Source organism: Candidatus Blochmannia sansabeanus (nom. nud.) (assembly GCF_059935345.1).
This window is the reverse complement of record NZ_CP011795.1, coordinates 472619-490506: the sequence shown is the minus strand read 5'-3', so window position 1 is coordinate 490506 and position 17888 is coordinate 472619. Positions and strand designations below refer to the sequence as shown.

17 protein-coding genes are annotated in these 17888 nt (G+C 28.3%); 16 read left to right on the top strand and 1 reads right to left on the bottom strand.

Annotation, left to right across the window (positions count from 1 at the left end; all coding sequences use genetic code 11):
- Window positions 1-401: 401 nt before the first annotated feature.
- From rluC to Bsans602_RS02035, 16 genes are all read left to right on the top strand, one after another.
- A complete protein-coding gene (gene rluC, locus Bsans602_RS02110) occupies window positions 402-1412 on the top strand; it encodes a 23S rRNA pseudouridine(955/2504/2580) synthase RluC (RefSeq protein ID WP_500836889.1) in 1011 nt (336 codons plus the stop codon).
- Window positions 1413-2404: 992 nt separating this feature from the next.
- Window positions 2405-2575, top strand: a complete 171-nt coding sequence (rpmF, locus tag Bsans602_RS02105; protein WP_500836888.1) for a 50S ribosomal protein L32 — start codon at window positions 2405-2407, stop codon at window positions 2573-2575.
- Between the two features lie 30 nt (window positions 2576-2605).
- Complete coding sequence (gene plsX, locus Bsans602_RS02100; RefSeq protein WP_500837392.1) at window positions 2606-3628, top strand: phosphate acyltransferase PlsX; 1023 nt, start codon at window positions 2606-2608, stop codon at window positions 3626-3628.
- Window positions 3629-3641: 13 nt separating this feature from the next.
- Complete coding sequence (locus Bsans602_RS02095) at window positions 3642-4595, top strand: beta-ketoacyl-ACP synthase III (RefSeq protein WP_500836887.1); 954 nt, start codon at window positions 3642-3644, stop codon at window positions 4593-4595.
- A gap of 20 nt (window positions 4596-4615) precedes the next feature.
- A complete protein-coding gene (gene fabD / locus Bsans602_RS02090; protein ID WP_500836886.1) occupies window positions 4616-5557 on the top strand; it encodes an ACP S-malonyltransferase in 942 nt (313 codons plus the stop codon).
- 26 nt (window positions 5558-5583) lie between these two features.
- Window positions 5584-6318 (top strand): 3-oxoacyl-ACP reductase FabG, encoded by a 735-nt coding sequence (gene fabG, locus Bsans602_RS02085; RefSeq protein ID WP_500836885.1) that lies wholly within the window; start codon window positions 5584-5586, stop codon window positions 6316-6318.
- Window positions 6319-6442: 124 nt separating this feature from the next.
- Window positions 6443-6694: an acyl carrier protein gene (acpP, locus tag Bsans602_RS02080; RefSeq protein ID WP_500836884.1), complete on the top strand. Its 252-nt coding sequence runs from the start codon at window positions 6443-6445 to the stop codon at window positions 6692-6694.
- A 465-nt stretch (window positions 6695-7159) separates the two neighbouring features.
- The gene (gene pabC / locus Bsans602_RS02075; RefSeq protein ID WP_500836883.1) at window positions 7160-7984 is read left to right on the top strand and encodes an aminodeoxychorismate lyase; all 825 of its coding nucleotides are present in this window, start codon (window positions 7160-7162) and stop codon (window positions 7982-7984) included.
- A gap of 338 nt (window positions 7985-8322) precedes the next feature.
- Window positions 8323-8967: a dTMP kinase gene (tmk, locus tag Bsans602_RS02070; RefSeq protein ID WP_500836882.1), complete on the top strand. Its 645-nt coding sequence runs from the start codon at window positions 8323-8325 to the stop codon at window positions 8965-8967.
- Complete coding sequence (locus Bsans602_RS02065) at window positions 8967-9980, top strand: DNA polymerase III delta subunit-related protein (RefSeq protein WP_500836881.1); 1014 nt, start codon at window positions 8967-8969, stop codon at window positions 9978-9980. Before tmk ends, Bsans602_RS02065 begins: the two co-directional genes overlap by 1 nt.
- A 4-nt stretch (window positions 9981-9984) precedes the next feature.
- Complete coding sequence (locus tag Bsans602_RS02060) at window positions 9985-10773, top strand: YchF/TatD family DNA exonuclease (RefSeq protein WP_500837391.1); 789 nt, start codon at window positions 9985-9987, stop codon at window positions 10771-10773.
- Window positions 10774-11048: 275 nt separating this feature from the next.
- Entirely contained in the window at window positions 11049-11399 is a 351-nt protein-coding gene (locus Bsans602_RS02055; RefSeq protein WP_500836880.1) for an HIT domain-containing protein, read from the top strand.
- Between the two features lie 178 nt (window positions 11400-11577).
- Complete coding sequence (locus tag Bsans602_RS02050) at window positions 11578-12159, top strand: LpoB-related protein (RefSeq protein WP_500836879.1); 582 nt, start codon at window positions 11578-11580, stop codon at window positions 12157-12159.
- 229 nt (window positions 12160-12388) lie between these two features.
- Window positions 12389-13582, top strand: a complete 1194-nt coding sequence (gene lolC / locus Bsans602_RS02045) for a lipoprotein-releasing ABC transporter permease subunit LolC (protein ID WP_500836878.1) — start codon at window positions 12389-12391, stop codon at window positions 13580-13582.
- Window positions 13575-14258, top strand: a complete 684-nt coding sequence (locus tag Bsans602_RS02040) for an ABC transporter ATP-binding protein (protein WP_500836877.1) — start codon at window positions 13575-13577, stop codon at window positions 14256-14258. Before lolC ends, Bsans602_RS02040 begins: the two co-directional genes overlap by 8 nt.
- Before the next feature lie 27 nt (window positions 14259-14285).
- A complete protein-coding gene (locus Bsans602_RS02035) occupies window positions 14286-15527 on the top strand; it encodes an FtsX-like permease family protein (RefSeq protein WP_500836876.1) in 1242 nt (413 codons plus the stop codon).
- A 510-nt stretch (window positions 15528-16037) separates the two neighbouring features.
- Here Bsans602_RS02035 and purB read toward each other — a convergent pair.
- The gene (purB, locus tag Bsans602_RS02030; RefSeq protein ID WP_500837390.1) at window positions 16038-17426 is read right to left on the bottom strand and encodes an adenylosuccinate lyase; all 1389 of its coding nucleotides are present in this window, start codon (window positions 17424-17426) and stop codon (window positions 16038-16040) included.
- Window positions 17427-17888 lie beyond the last annotated feature (462 nt).

Below are 17888 nucleotides of genomic sequence, written 5' to 3'. Positions count from 1 at the left end.
AATATATAATTATTTTTATTTATAAGGTATTTGATATTATTAATAACTATATATTTATGCAAACTATAATATTAGTTACTGATAGATTATTACATTCACATAACATTATTTATGATGATGTGCGTTATGTGTATTTTTTGTAATATATTTTTTATAAGTAATTTTATTGTAATTATATGAATCAATAGCTATGCCTAATAACAAATTAAAAAATAATAATTGTAACAGGCTAAAATAGCTTAAATTAAAGAATAAATACATAAAATTAATATAATTAATTATTTTAAAATTATTAATTTTTTTAATATTTAACTATACTTGTACAGATACATATTTATATACATTATTATTTTTTAATTTGTTATTATATTCAAACAATTACGTAATTACTATGGTTTCTTATGAAAGAACATGATATTCATGTACATTTTATTATAATTTCTGAAAATTTTTCTGGTCAAAGGATTGATAATTTTTTGAATACTTATTTTAAAGTAGTGCCTAAATCTATGATTTATAGAATTATACGAACTGGCGCAATACGTATTAATAAAAAAAGAATTAAATTTCAATATAAGCTGCAAATAGGAGATGTATTACGAATTCCCCCAGTAAGAAGGACATATTCAAATGGGTTTAATATAAAATATATGAAGGAAATTGCTTTCTTGCAGAATATTATAATTTATGAAGATGATTATTTATTAGCACTTAACAAACCAGTTAGCATTGCTGTGCATGGAGGAAGTAGTCTTAAGTTTGGTATTATTGAGGGATTACGAGCGTTGCGCCCTAAGGATCAATTTTTAGAGTTAGTACATCGTTTAGATCGGGAAACTTCTGGCGTATTATTAGTGGCTAAAAAACGGACTGCTTTAGTGTTTTTACATGAACAGCTACGTTCAAAAAATATGAAGAAAGAATATTTGGCTTTAGTACATGGAAAATGGGACATAAATGTAAAGATAATATCTGAGCCGTTGTTAAAGAAAACCGTTGTATTGAACAATAAGATTATTGATAGAGATTCAGAAAAAAAGAAATTATCCACGACTCATTTTCAAATTAAAGAGCAATTTGAAAGAATAGCAACTTTACTGGTAATCAAACCCATTACTGGACGTACTCATCAAATTAGGAAACATACTAAATATTCGGATCATCCTATTGTGGGAGATCGTATGTATGGTGACTATAAATCTAATATTCAATTTGAACAATTTGGATTTAATCGATTATTTTTGCATGCTTCTATGTTGTGTTTTATTCATCCAAAGACAAGAAAAAATTTCCATGTATATGCACCATTAGATCCACTATTTTACAATTGCTTATCTTTTTTGAGAAAATTAACTATGACTAATTCTAATTCTTCATTAGAAAGTATTGTAAAAAATATAGATAATAGTTAAAAATTTTTTATTAATGTAATGCAAATAAATTATATATATATCTTAAAATTAAAAGAAAAATATCGTAATTTTTGTTGTTTTATATCTTGACGTAATTAATCCCATACTAGAAGATATCGTATATTATATTAACTCTTAATAAGTTTAGCATTATTTCTTTGTATCATAAAGATATAATTAACAAAAATGTTGACTGAATTACGTATTTTTTGTAAAAGGACAAATTTTAATATTACTAAATGATAGGTTTTATACCGATCGTGTAATCAATTATGTTTAAGTTAATATTATTGAACAATATTTAGATGATTTTATCTTAAAAATAAAAGTTAACTGATTATTTTAATAGGTTATGAATAATGTATGTGTTTAATAATTTTAATTGTAAACGATTATAAATAAAATTTATATGTTTAGGGTATAGTTACGCAATCCTGTATATAGGATGAAATTTATTTAAATAGTTTAGTTTTATTAGATATATTATTTAATTTTATTATTGAGGTGATGTATTAATATGATTGATAGTGCTGACGACTTGGAGTCGGTGCTAACTGGCTTAGATACGTATGTGACTATGAGAAGTTCAGTAAGTTTTTAAAATTAGAACAAGAAATCATACATTATTATGTGTAATGTTAATAATTAAATAATATACTATGATTTATATATAGTTTAGTATATATATGTATGGGTTTGACAATTCTATCACTTTTATTTAATCCAAATAAAAGTGATAGAATTTCTTTGTAATTGAACCAAAATAATATAGATAGGTTTAATATATGCGGATTGATTGAATAATCGAATAAAGTATGTTTGATAGTAAAATATGTTTTATAGAATGAAATTAGAAAATATTATTAAATTTTAAAAATGTATCATATTTAATTAAATAAGCATGCATTTTAATTGTTTGGTCGATAATAATTAATATGATACTAGTTATCTAGTAAACAAATAATATTAAAATAGAACAAAAGGGGTACAATATGGCTGTACAGCAAAATAAGTCTACTCGTTCTACAAGAGGAATGCGTCGTTCTCATAATGCAATACGTTCAGCTGCTATATCAGTAGATCGAATATCTGGAGAAATACATCGACGCCATTGTATTACTTTTAATGGATTTTATCGCGGAAAAAAAATGATTGAGAAGTGATTTTTGAATAATGATATACAGCCACAAAATGTGGTTCTTGCATTAGATGCGATGGGTGGTGATTTCGGTCCAGTCGTGACAGTGCCTGCTTCATTACAAGCATTGTCTTTGTATCCGCAACTTGAATTGTTACTTGTTGGCAATCCTAATATGATTTTACCTATTTTGTCAGCATCAAGATCTGAATGTCTTGATAGATTAACTGTTATTCCATCAAAATTGGTAATAAGTGGAGATATTAGGCCTGCGCAAGCAATTAGAGTAAGTAAAGATACTTCGATGCGTGTGGCTTTAGAGCTGATTAAGTCAGATCGCGCTCAAGCTTGCGTTAGCGCAGGTAACACAGGTGCGCTCATGGGATTATCTAAATTAGTTCTTAAGTCTATAAACGGTATCGAACGTCCTGCTTTAACAACATTACTGCCACACCAAAAACAAGGAAAAACTGTTATTTTAGATTTAGGGGCTAATATTTCATGTGATGGTGCAATGTTAGTACAATTTGCAATTATGGGTTCGGTATTATCAGAACAAATTTTGGGAATAAGTAATCCAAGAGTGGCATTATTAAATATTGGATCAGAAGAAACTAAAGGATTAGATAATATTCGTCATGCTTCAGAGATATTACGCACCATTTCATCAATGCATTATATTGGTTACATTGAAGCAAATGAGTTATTAATCGGAAGAACAGATGTTTTAGTGTGTGATGGTTTTGTTGGTAATATTACTTTAAAGACTATGGAGGGAGTCATAAGAGTGATTTTATCGACATTGAAATCATCAAACAAAGAAAATAAGTTGAATTGGTTTATGCAAAGTATTAATTTTTGGATAAGTAAGTATCTATTTAATAAATTTAGTCAATTTCATCCTGATTGGTATAATGGTGCTTATTTGATAGGTTTACGTAATACAGTAATAAAAAGTCACGGTGCGGCTAATCAACGCGCATTTGTTGCTGCTATTGCACAGGCAATTCATGCTATAGAACGAAAGATTCCAGAAAGGATCTCTGCTCGATTAAGTACAGTATTATCTAAAAAATAATAATTAAATATACATGTTTACTAGAATTCTTGGAACAGGGAGTTACTTACCTCAACACATTAGATCTAATGTTGTTTTAGAAAAAATGGTAGATACATCGCATGAATGGATTGTTGCTCGTACTGGTATTCAAGAACGTAGAATTTCTAGTTCTGACGAAACTGTGGCTAAAATGGGTTATCTTGCTGCTAAACGAGCTTTAGATATGTCTTGTATACATGCTGATAAAGTAGGTATTATTATTGTTGCAACCACTTCTTCTAGTCATGCATTTCCTAGTTCAGCATGTCAAATTCAACGCGATTTACATATACGAGATACTATTGCTTTTGATTTGTCAGCAGCTTGTTCTGGATTCGTTTATGCGTTGGGCGTAGCAGATCAATATATAAAAAGCGGAAGCGTGGATTATGCTTTAGTTATAGGATCAGATACTTTAAGTCATACTTTAGATCCTAGCGATCGTGCGACATTAATTTTGTTTGGTGATGGAGCAGGTGCGGTAATACTTGGTCGTTCAAAAACACCAGGTATTATTTCTACTCATTTACACGCAGATGGACATCATGGAGATTTACTAACTCTTCCTAATTATAATAGAAAAAATCCGACTATATCTAATTATTTAACAATGTCTGGAAATAAAGTATTTAAAATAGCCGTTGCTGTTTTAGCGCGTGTTATTGATGAAACTCTTAATATTAATAATTTGCATCAAGATGAATTAGATTGGCTAGTACCTCATCAGGCTAATTTGCGAATTATTTCTGCTACTGCTAAAAGATTAGATATGGATATGAAAAAAGTAGTCGTTACGCTTGATAAACATGGAAATACATCTGCTGCTTCTGTTCCCTTGGCTTTGGATGAAGCTGTTCGTGATGGTCGTATTAAATCAGGCCAATTAGTATTATTAGAAGCGTTTGGGGCCGGGTTTACTTGGGGTTCAGCGTTATTACGATTTTAATATAAGAGAGAAGTATTATTATGAATACATCATTAGCTATAGTATTTCCAGGACAAGCGAGTCAAAAAGTAGGGATGTTAAAAACTCTGGCAGTACATTATTCGTTAGTAGAAGAGACTTTTTCTGAAGTATCAGAGGTGTTAGGTTATGATATATGGAAATTAGTGCAATATGGATCTGTTACAGAACTAAATAAAACTTATCGAGCGCAACCAGCTATTTTAACAGCTTCAGTAGCAATTTGGAGAATATGGAGACAACAAGGAGGTTGTATGCCTAAAGTAATGGCAGGTCATAGTTTGGGAGAGTATTCTGCTTTAGTATGCGCAGGGAGTATGGACCTATGTTCTGGGGTTAGATTAGTAATGATACGTGGTATGTTGATGCAAGAAGCAGTCCCGCATGGACGTGGAGCTATGTCTGTAATTATTGGTCTAAATGATGATGTTGTTTTTGAGTTTTGTAAAGTAGCGCAACAAGATCAAATTGTTTCTATTGCTGGTTTTAATGCACCTGGACATGTAGTTATTTCTGGGCATAAAGAAGCAGTAGATCGTGTTAATTTATTTTGTAAAAATGCAGGAGCAAAATATATATGTGTACTTCCAATTAGTGTTCCAGCGCATTGTGCATTAATGAAACCGGTAGCTAAAAAGCTCAGGAAAGAATTAGAAAAAATAACTATTAAGACTCCTAATATATCAGTGTTAAACAGTACTGATGTATATATTGAGCAGGAACCAGGAGCTATTCGTAGCGCGTTAATACGGCAACTATATACTCCAGTGCGTTGGAGTGAGATCGTGCAATATTGTATTCAGCAAAAAATTGAAAAATTTTTAGAAATGGGCCCGGGAAAAATATTAACTAGATTGATACGTAGTACTGTTAGTAATGTGTTTAGTTTGTCAGTAAATGATCCTGTTTCGTTATCAGAAGCAATGAAAATTAATTGGAATTAATATATTTGTATAGGAGTGCATGCAAGATGACTTTTAATGAAAAAATTGTCTTAGTAACTGGTGCTCGTCGTGGTATTGGTCGCGCTATTATTGAAATGTTTTCAAAATATGGAGCTACTGTAATAGGCACTGCAACTAGTGAGTTGGGTGTTAAAGATATTAATACGTATTTAGGGAGCCAAGGAAAAGGGATGGAACTAGATGTTACTGATCAATCTTCTATTGATATTTTTGCGAAAAAGATGCATCAAGAATTTGGAAACATTGATATTCTAGTAAATAATGCTGGTATCGTTCAAGATAATATTTTGCTACATATGAGAGATAATGAGTGGCAATCTGTTATTGATGTCAATTTGACTGCTGTATATCGTATGTCTAAATTAGTAATAAAATCAATGATAAAGAAACATTATGGTAGAATCATCAACATTGGTTCCGTGGTAGGTACTATGGGTAATGCTGGACAAGTAAATTATTCAGCTGCTAAGTCTGGATTAATTGGTTTTACAAAGTCTTTAGCTCGTGAAGTTGCTTCTAGAGGTGTTACAGTTAACCTGATATCACCAGGATTTATTTGCACGGATATGGTTAAAAAATTCACTGATCAACATAAAAATGATATTTTGTCGAAAATACCAGTTAATCGTTTTGGAAATCCCAAAGATATTGCTTATGCTGTGATGTTTTTCGCTTCTGATTATTCAGAATATATTACTGGACAAACAATACATGTTAATGGAGGAATGTATATGGGATAATTATGTGATGTATTTATTAAAGATTGAAGAAAGAAGGTATGACTTTTAAATTGCCGGGATAGTATGATAGTTTTTATTTTTTAAAACTATCGTATGAGCGTGTTTTGATAGGAAAATGAAGAATATGAATAATACTATAGAAGAAAAAGTAAAAACAATTATTTCTGAACAATTGGGGGTTAAAAAAGAAGAAGTTGTGAATCATGCTTCGTTTGTCGATGATCTTGGGGCTGATTCTCTTGATACTGTTGAGTTGGTGATGGCATTAGAGGAAGAATTTGATACTGAAATTCCAGATGAAGAAGCTGAAAAAATTACAACTGTCCAAGCAGCAATAGACTTTATTAGTAATAATCATCAAAATAAAAACAATTAATTATAAGGAGGTATGATATTTTACTTATGTTAGCGTATAAGTATTTTTTAGTAAATTGATAAATTGTTTTACAAGTAAGAAATGGTAAATATAACATATTATATTAATAATATATGAAAATTAAAAATAGTAATTTGAAAAATTAGTACATTGATATTTTTGTTAACGTTGATATTAATTTTTTAATTACAATACTGTAATATATCATAAGCATTGTAAATAATTAAATCACAATGAAACTTATTATTTAGAAGCAGAGGGTGGGTAATAAAGTATAGATTTAGTAATTGTAAATATTATGTCAAGAATAAATAATTATATTTATTGAATATTATAAATTATACAATTTATGTTAAAAATAATGTTACATTATTATTATTGTATAGAGTTAAGGAATAATTGTTGCGGTATCTATTGTATGAAGATATGACGAATATTATTTACCGTGGATAAATCGAGATAGTAATGTATTGGGTGAACGGCATTTCAAAAAAAACAGTATCATTATATAATCGTGCCTTACATTTTGGAGATGGATTTTTTACGACCGCTAGATTACGAAATGGGAAAATAGAGCTTTTAGATTTTCATATGGATCGATTAATTTTTTCAGCAAAAAAGTTAATGTTTGATAATTTCAATTATAACCTTTTATATAAAGAAATGTTACAAGCAGCTTCTTTTAGTAATGCATATGATGTCATTAAAGTAATAATTAGCAGAGGGACCAATTATAGGGTACATGGATATAAATGCAAAGATAATATTGAACCGTTACGTATCATTTATATTGGGCGATTGCCAAAATATTACATGCGGTGGGTTGATGTTGGAATTTGTATGAAAACAAGTGTTGTACGATTAGCGCGAAACACTTTTTTAGCAGGAATCAAGCATCTCAATAGATTAGAACAAGTTATGATTTCTATTTGGATAAGTAAAAACGAGGCGATTGATGAAGCATTAGTTTTAGATACTGATGGAAATGTTATAGAATGTTGTAGTTCTAATATTTTTTGGCGGTATAACTATCAAGTATTTACTCCTTCCATACATTATGCTGGTGTTAATGGTATTATGCGTCAGATGGTATTAAGATTACTACCAAAATTAGGATACTGTACACAGACAGTGGTCGTCGGTCCTGAGCATTTAAAAAATGCAGATGAAGTGTTTATTACAAATGCTTTATTGCCATTAGCATCGGTTAACTCAATTGATGATTACTTTTATTCAGATAAGACATTATTTCATTTGTTGCAATCTTATGTCACAAATAATAAAGTTTAGTAGTATTTATTATTTTTTAGGAAATTGTATGTGCAAAATTTTTTATGATTGTTGTTAAAAATAAAATTATCTCTAATAAGATAATTCAAAAATAATAATTAACCTTCTTCATAAGAATTGTTATTGAAGATATTCTACATAAATGATATTAGAAATAATATTTAAATCATATACTGTATAAATATTTGTTATTATTGTTGTTAATTATATTCTTATAAAAAATTAAATTTTATTATTTTTGAATGTATATGCATATATAAATACATAAATTTTATAACTTTAATGAATAATAAAAGTATGCTATTAATAATATTAATAATTTTGATATAAGGTATGACGTGGGTAATAAGTTTATTACAATCGAAGGATTAGATGGAGCCGGGAAAACAACTGTTGTTTATAAAATAATTAAGTATTTAAATAAATGTGGGATTGTAAATGTTGTAACCACTCATGAACCAGGGGGTACGCCAGTTTCAGATTTATTACGTGTGTTTATTAAATATGGTGGACCTGTAAGTGAGCCAATCGATAATATATCAGAATTATTGATGATATATGCTGCGCGGTTTCAATTAGTAAGAAATGTAATTAAACCAGCTTTGTCTAGAGGTTATTGGGTAATTGGGGATAGATATGATTTGTCGTCTCAGGCATATCAAGGAGGTGGTAGGGGTGTGGATTGGCTATTGTTACATGTTTTATCTGATAAGGTTACAAGTATCTTATATCCAGATTTAACATTTTATCTTGATATTTCTCCAGAATTAAGTGTATCTCGAATAAAGAATAGAATCATGTTAGATTGTCTTGAACAAGAGCCTTTAAGTTTTTTTGCTCGTGTGCGTGCTTGTTATAAGAAACTAGCTTCTGAAAAAAAAAATATTATTATGATTGATGCTTCTCAAAGTGTAGAAAAAGTTTCTGCTATTATTTACAAATATTTAGATTGGTGGTTAATACACTCCAGGAGTGAGTTATAATGAGATGGTATCCCTGGTTGGATATTATTTATAGTAGAATATTGAATTCTTATCAAAAAAATAGAGGACATCATGCATTACTTTTAAATTCTAAATGGGATAATGGAGAAGATGCTTTGATTTATGCTATTGTACGATGGTTAAGTTGTTCTAATCCTCGAGAAACTCGATACTGCAATGTTTGTCGTAATTGCAAGTTAATGAATTTAGGTAATCATCCTGATTATTATCAAATAAATCCTGAAAATAATACTCAAATTATAGGTGTTGATATTATGCGTGCTTGTATTAATTCTATATATCGTCACGCTTATCAAAGTAGAGTAAAAATTATATTTATAAAGTATGTAGAATATTTAACTGATCAATCTATTAATGTATTGCTTAAAACACTCGATGAACCTCCAATGCATACTTATTTTTTTTTTAAAACTCGAGATTATATGAGAATACCATTAACATTTTTGAGTCGATGCATGAAATGGTCAATTATGCCTCCAAATGAATCACTTGGAATACAGTGGTTAATGCAGCAACAGGAAGAAATAGACGATATTGCATTGGCACAATGTGCATTACGTTTGTGCAATGGAGCTCCTATAGAAGCGGAAGCTATGTTTAAATTAGGGATGTGGAAAAAACGATTAGAATTATGTAAATCTATATATTATAGTATTATAAACAAAGATTTTTTAAAACTTGTACCATTTTTAAATATCTGTCGAAATAATACACATTTATATTGGTTTATTACTGTACTTGCAGATGCGTTAAAATGGAAACACGGAATAAATCAAAGATTTATCACAAATTTAGATCAAATAGAATTGATTATTGTTATTGCAGATTATTGGAGCGTTTCGTCCTTAAGTCGTCAATTACGACAATGGTTAGCATTGCTGTGTTATTTTCAGAAATTTACTAATATTGACCGTGAATTATTACTGACTTATCGCTTGTTAAATTGGAAACAAGATATTGTTGAATCTTGTTTTCATGCATGGAGTATATGACATTATGTTTTTAGTAGATTCTCATTGTCATTTGAATCAATTAAATTATCAGAATATTCATAAAGATGTTTCAGATGTACTGAATAAAGCTAAAAAAAGAGGAGTCAAATTAGTTTTATCAGTTAGTGTCGCTATGTCAGATTATAATCATATGGTTGAGTTAATTGGGGATAGAAATGACGTTGTATTTTCTTGTGGGGTGCATCCTACGTATATACATTGTTCTAATAATTTTAATAAAGAGAAATTATATATTTTATCTTCTAGAAGAAATGTAGTAGCTATAGGTGAAACTGGATTGGATTATTATCATAAATTAAGATTAGATATAGATAATAAGAAAAAACAAAAAGAAGCGTTTCGGGAGCATATTCGTATTGCTAGAGCAGTACAGAAGCCAGTTATTGTGCACAGTCGTGCTGCTTGTCAGGATACTGTCGCTATTTTGCGCGCAGAATCGGCAGAAGAGTGTGGTGGTGTGTTACATTGCTTTAGTGAAGATATAGATACTGCGAGATTGTTATTAAATCTTAATTTTTATATATCCTTTTCTGGAATGGTAACATTTAGCAAATCTTATATGATTCAAGAAGTAATTAAATATGTTCCCTTGGATCGTATATTATTAGAAACTGATTCTCCTTATCTAACTCCTGTTCCCTATAGAGGGAAAGAGAATCAGCCAGCTTATATATATGAAATTGCCAATCATATAGCACTTGTAAAGCATATTAATATAGATGAGTTAGCGTTGATTACTACAGTTAATTTTCGAACCTTGTTTCACTTGTGATATAAAAAATAATATAAATATGTTGAATAGATATTCCAGATAGATTATTAATGTCATATTATTACGAACAGTAGAACGTAGTAATTATGCTATATTGAATATAATTTAATTAATATCGTAATTAATTTACTGTATAATTATAATATAGTATAATATTTAATAATCTAAAAATAGATATAGTATTTGTGTTGTACTATATTAAGAATAGGAAGTTGGCTAATGCGGTCGAAAATTATTGTAGTATTTATATAATTTTTTAAGTAATAGGATACATCGTGAAAGAAGAGAATATTTTTATAAATATTATTAAAAAAAAAGTAAAAGTTGATTTTTTATATCAAGATGAACTAGTGACTGCATTTTATGATCTAAACCCTAAGGCGCCTGTTCATATATTAATTGTCCCTAATGTATTAATTCCTACCGTTAATCATGTCTCAACTAATGATGAGATAACATTAGGAAGATTATTTGTGGTGGCAGCAAAAATTGCTAAGCAAAAAAATATACATTCTTCAGGTTATCGTTTAATAGTTAATTGTAACCATCATGCTGGTCAAGAAGTTTATCATCTTCATATGCATTTATTAGGAGGAATGCCTTTAGGTCCTTTATTGCAGAAATAAGTAATAGAGTAATTGTGTATTATAGTTTAATCAGAAATTAATTGTTAAAATTAGTATTTTTTTTATAACAGGCAAATTTTTTATGTTATATAAGAATTTAAATATACGTTTATTGATGTGTAGAGAGTAACATGATAATGCGTTTAATAAAAATTTATATTTTTATATAATAATTATTATGAAAAATAGTATTAAATTCATTATTAATAGTACATATCCCATTTATGGGGAAAAGATGATATGTCTAGTGATTAGTATAATTTCTGTACATTGTATTATTGGTTTATGCAGTCATGATTGCGTACCTATGCATAATACAAAACCTGCATTATCAGTACCATCTTACATTAACTTAATTCATTGGAAACCAATTTTATTAAATATGCTGCAGAATGTATTTTTTTTTGATAACATTGAGCGCGGTAGTGTATTGTTAGTAAATATTATAAAAAATAACACTGATGGTATTTTTCAAACTAATAATGTCACAAATATATTAATTAAATGTATTGTAGAGAATACTAAAAAGTATAATGTTATTGATATAGAGACATTATATTCTGTATATAGAAAATTAGGCGTGTTTCCAGAAGATAATAGAAACACTTATAATTTTTCTATAAAAATTGCAAATTATTTGCAAGCGAATTATGTTTTATATGGTATTGCTTCTGGAAATTCAAATAAACCAAATTTGGAATTACAATTAATATCGGTTAAGACTGGTGAGATTTTGAGAGTTGTCAGTCATTCTGCATAAGATATGAATAGATTTTAAAATAGTATTAAAGGTTTGACGCTTACAAGTTATAAAAGGTTTAAAGACATGATCTTATGGCAGATAATTAGATTATCAAATTTAAAGAATGACTATATTTGTTGTGTAGTCGTTATATGCGTTTAATGGTAAATGTTGCATTATATATAAGAATTTAAAAATATATTAATGGGGGGGGGTAATACAGCAAATTTTGACGTATCGATCAACTGTGTTATTCATTGCTCTGCGTTATATTTTGGGAAGATCAATAGATCAGTTTGGTCGCAATGTTTATTGGATTTCTAGCATTGCCATTATGTTAGGAGTGATGGTAATGATAACTGTGTTATCAATCATGAATGGTTGCGAGCGTGATATAAAACAAAATCTTCTTAATTTTATACCTCATGTATTACTTACTACTGAAAAAGGATATGTACACATCGAGGATAAACCCAAATTAGTATTACGTCAGGAACGTAATATAGCATGTATGCAGCCACTGGTCACATCCAATGTGATATTGCAGAGTCCTAGGAAAGCATCATTTGGAGTCATGTTAGGAATTGATCCAAATCATTTTGAACCATTATATCTGTATTTAATCAATAAACATATAGATTGGTTAATTCCAGGAAAATATTATGTCATTATTGGGTCAACTTTGGCAAAACAACTTGAAGTACGTATAAATGATCAAATTCGTTTAATTATTCCTTCTGTTATGCAAATCACCCCTATTGGTTATATTCCTAGTCAACGATTATTTACGATATTAGATATTTATATTACTACTAGTGAAGTTGATTCTTATCAAGTATTAATACATCAGTCTGACGCTTCTGCGTTAATGCGTTATCCATCGCAATGTGTTACTGGGTGGCGTTTGTGGTTACATAAACCATTTTTACTGAATAATTATTATAATCATTATTCAGAATTATATAAGGATTGGGTATGGAGGGACTGGAGAGAGTATAAAGGATCTTTATTTCAAGCTATGAAAATAGAAAAAAATGTAATGTCTTTGTTATTAGTTTTAATTATAATAGCAGCAGGTTTTAATATTATTTCTTTTTTAGCGCTACTAATATTAGACAAACAGACAGAAATTGCAGTGCTGCAAACATATGGTTTTACTCGTCGACAGGTTATACTGCTTTTTATGAGTCAAGGATTTAGCAGTGGTATTTTAGGTATTATATTTGGTACAGGATTAGGATTATTGTTATCTAATAAATTAAATCAAATATTATTGTTTTTTAAGATATTGCCAGATACTGTACAATTACCTGTTGAAATACAATATTATCAAATTTTGGGTATCGTATTCATAACGCTTTTGATAGTCTTCTTAGCTACGTTGTATCCATCATGGCGCGCAGCTTCTATTCATCCTGCAAAAATTTTGCGTCATGGCTGATATTCCATTGCTATATTGCGCTCAATTAACGAAATATTATCGTCGTGCTAATTTTTTAATTAAAGTCTTGAATCGTATTACTTTAAATATACAACCTAATGAGATTATTGCTGTTGTAGGGATATCTGGATCAGGTAAAAGTACATTATTGCATTTACTTGGAGGATTAGATAAACCAACTTCAGGCGAGATATTCTTTGAAGGGTATGCATTACATAAATTATCTGATAATGCACGTGCTATGATACGCAATAAACGTTTAGGCTTTATTTATCAATTCCATCATTTATTACTAGATTTTGATATTTTGGAAAATGTAGCAATGCCATTGTTGATTGGAGGTATGGGATTTAATCGAGCAAAAAATAAAGCACGGTGTATATTAAGATTAGTTGGTTTAGAAAATCGTATTCATTTTTTTCCACATGAATTATCTGGCGGAGAAAGTCAAAGAGTGGCTATAGCTCGAGCTATAATAAATAATCCAGCTTTAGTATTGGCTGATGAACCAACTGGCAATTTAGATGAAAAAAATTCAAGTAATATTGTTCAATTACTAAAAACATTAAATACTCATTATGGAACAACTTTTTTAATTGCAACGCATGATTTAGTTTTGGCTAAGCAATGTCATAGAATATTAACGATATCTGATGGTAAAATAATACTGACATAGGACTTATCGTTTAGGTAACATTTGAAAATGATATTATCTTTACAAATTGCTTTAAAATTTCATCGAGGCTCGAACAATAATGTTCTAATATCTTTAGTATCTTTAATTGCTATTATTAGCATTACTATAGGAATCGCGATATCTATAATTGCATTAAGTGCTATTAATGGGTTTAAATATGAATTAAGTCATCGTATTTTGGCAATTGTTCCGCATGTAGAGATTGAGTCAGTAGGTACATCCATCATTGATTGGTTGACGGTTTTGAAGTGTATCCACCGCATTCCAGAAATTATTTGTGCAAATCCTTATGTTAATTTTTCTGGAGTTGTTGAATTTAATAATAAGTGGCACGTGGTTTATGTTAGGAGCATAGATGTAACGAAAAAAATAAATAAAAACACATTATTATATTTTGTAGAGAAAAATTTTTCTTGGAAAAATTTTTATGAAAAAAAGGAACAAATTATTTTAGGTAGAGGAATATCGGATGCGTTAGGCATTAAGGTAGGCGATTGGATTACTATTATAATTGCTCATAATTTTCGTATGGATAATAAATTATTATTATCTAAAAAAATCCGTTTACAAGTGGCTGGTATATTAAATTTGAATAGTCAATTAGACTGCAGTGTTGCTGTAATGTCTTTATCAGATATTATACAGCATTTATATCATAAAACATCGAATATTACAGGGATAGCTATTAAAATTGATGATATTTTTTCTGCTGATAGAATAGCACGTAAAATAGAAAAAATACTCAACTATCAGGTTGATGTAAGAAGCTGGATGGATACTTATGGGTATATTTATAGAGATATTCAAATGGTTCGTGTAATTATATATTTATCAATGATATTAATAATGATTATCTCTTGTTTTAATGTGATCGCTACGCTCATTTTATCAATAAAAGATAAAAATTATGATATTGCTCTGATTTGTGCTTTAGGAGGTCAAAAAATCTTAATTCGACGTGTGTTTTTTTGGTATGGATTAATTATTTATATTATTTCTGGTGTTATAGGAACAGGATTAGGTATTTTTATCTCCTTAAATCTAACAAGTTTAATTGCAGTTTGCAACGATTTATTAGGAAATAAGATTTTATCAAAAGGAATCTATTTTATTAATTTTTTACCTGTTAAATTAAATGGGTGGGATATATTGTCGGTTTTAGGTATAACATTATTACTTGGAGTAGTTACTAGTTGGTATACAGTTTTAAAAACAAAAAAAGATGATTTCTCTAGAATATTAAAATGAAAATTACAATTGTGATTTTTTTAGAGGGCAATATTCAGAATGGTTTATTTAATTATATAGTTGAGTTGTAAATAGAATATGAGCATTAACTGTAGATGAATAGTATATATATTCTTAATATTTATAATTTGATAATTTTGATATTTATATATGTTGTATTGAATAATATTAAATATTTATATTCATAATTATATGATGAATTATTATAAGATAATATATCTTATTATGTGTAGGATGATTGAATTAGTATTTTGTATTATAGATTATTTTTTTTGGAGATTAAATTTAATTATATGTGTCGTGAGTTACAATGTTAATATTTATTTTTGATTTTATTTTATATTGTATCTTCCGATTTTTAGAATAGATGTGACAGCTGCATTAGATTATATTAAATAGCGTAAACATTAATTTTTTATTTTCAGCAGTATATATATTAAAACATAAGTTTATGTGACGGAATGTTAATTCAATGAAATTGATGATATAACAATAACAACATAAGTACACTTATGTTGTTATTGTTATATCATCAATTTCATTGGCCATTTCTACTGCTAAACCTATGTAATCAGATGGGGTTATTTGTTGTAAACGTATTTTTTCAGTTTTTGGTAATGGTAGTGATTCAATAAAAATTTTTATTTTTTCAGGATTAATATCCGTGCTGCCTATAAATTTTTTTGTATATTCATAAGATTTATGAATATTATGTCGTCTCATAACTGTTTGAATAGCTTCACTTAATATTAGCCAATGCTTGTTTAATTCACTTAATACGTATTGTTTATTGACTGTTAATTTTTTAATTCCTTTTAGTACACTATGGTAGGCAATTAAAGCGTATCCTATAGCCATTCCTAAGCTTCTTAGTACAGTAGAATCGCTTAAATCTCGTTGCCAACGTGATATTGGTAACTTGGCAGAAAAATGATTAAATATGGCATTCGCTAATCCTAAGTTTCCTTCAGAATTTTCAAAATCTATAGGATTTATTTTGTGTGGCATCGTAGAAGATCCAATTGAAGGTTCATTATGGTGTTGTTTGAAATAGTTGAGTGAAATATAACCCCATATATCTCTATTAAAATTTATTAATATTGTATTGAATCGCGTAATACAGTCGGATAATTCAGCAATGTAATCATGTGGTTCTATTTGTGTTGTATATGGGTTATATTCAATTCCTAAAGATGTAACAAATTCTTTGCTGAATTTACGCCAATTTATTTCTGGGTATGCTATTGTATGAGCATTGTAATTTCCTACAGCTCCATTCATTTTACCTAAAATTTTTATTGATTTTAATTGATTATATTGACGTATTAATCGATACGCAATGTTAGCCATTTCTTTTCCAATCGTAGAAGGAGTAGCGGGTTGTCCATGAGTTCTAGATAATAAAGGAATGTTTTTATAGTTAATACTCATTTTTTTAATTTCATTAATAATTTGTTTCCAAATAGGCAAGATAAGAGTTTTTTTTGCGTGAGTAAGCATTAATCCATATGCTAGATTGTTAATATCATCCGAAGTACAAGCAAAATGGATAAATTCACTTATTTTTTTTAAATTAGGTAATATACTTATTTTTTCTTTTAAAAAATATTCTATTGCTTTAATATCATGCTGAGTAATTTGTTCTATTTCTTTAATACGTTCTGCATCTTTAATATTAAAATTAACTACTAATTTATTTAAAAAGTCATATTCGATTTGTGTAAAAGGAGGTATTTCTTTAATAGTTGTTGTGTGAGCTAATTTTTGTAACCAATTAACTTCAATTTTTATTCGAAATTTTAATAAACTAAATTCACTGAAAATACTACGTAAGGAATCAGTTTGTTTATGGTAACGACCATCAATAGGTGATACTACGGTTAAAGGTGATAATTTGATCACTTTTTATCCTTTTATAATTAAACTAATGTAAGATTTATACTTATATGATTTTTGAAAATTTATTTTTTACAAAAAATAACATGTATATTTTGCAGATCTTTTGTATTTATTTATAATAAAAAATTTAATGTTTATGATTATGCGCATTTTATCATTAATATTAAAAATGTATGAAATAATTATAATAAATTGTAATTGATTGTAATTATAAGTTGATTATTAATTAATTTATATGAGTGAGGCTATCAATATTTGTATTTAAATAATTTTAGTTTTAAGTAAACATTAGAAACTTTTACAAAACTTGTAAATCTACAGTGAAATTGTAGATTTATGATAATGATGATTGAGTTATTTTTAATTATAGCAGTATTTAATATATTTGGTAATGTACTGTTGCGCTAATATTTTTTTAAGAGATATTGTCTATTTTTATTGAGGAATAAAAAGTTTTAGAAC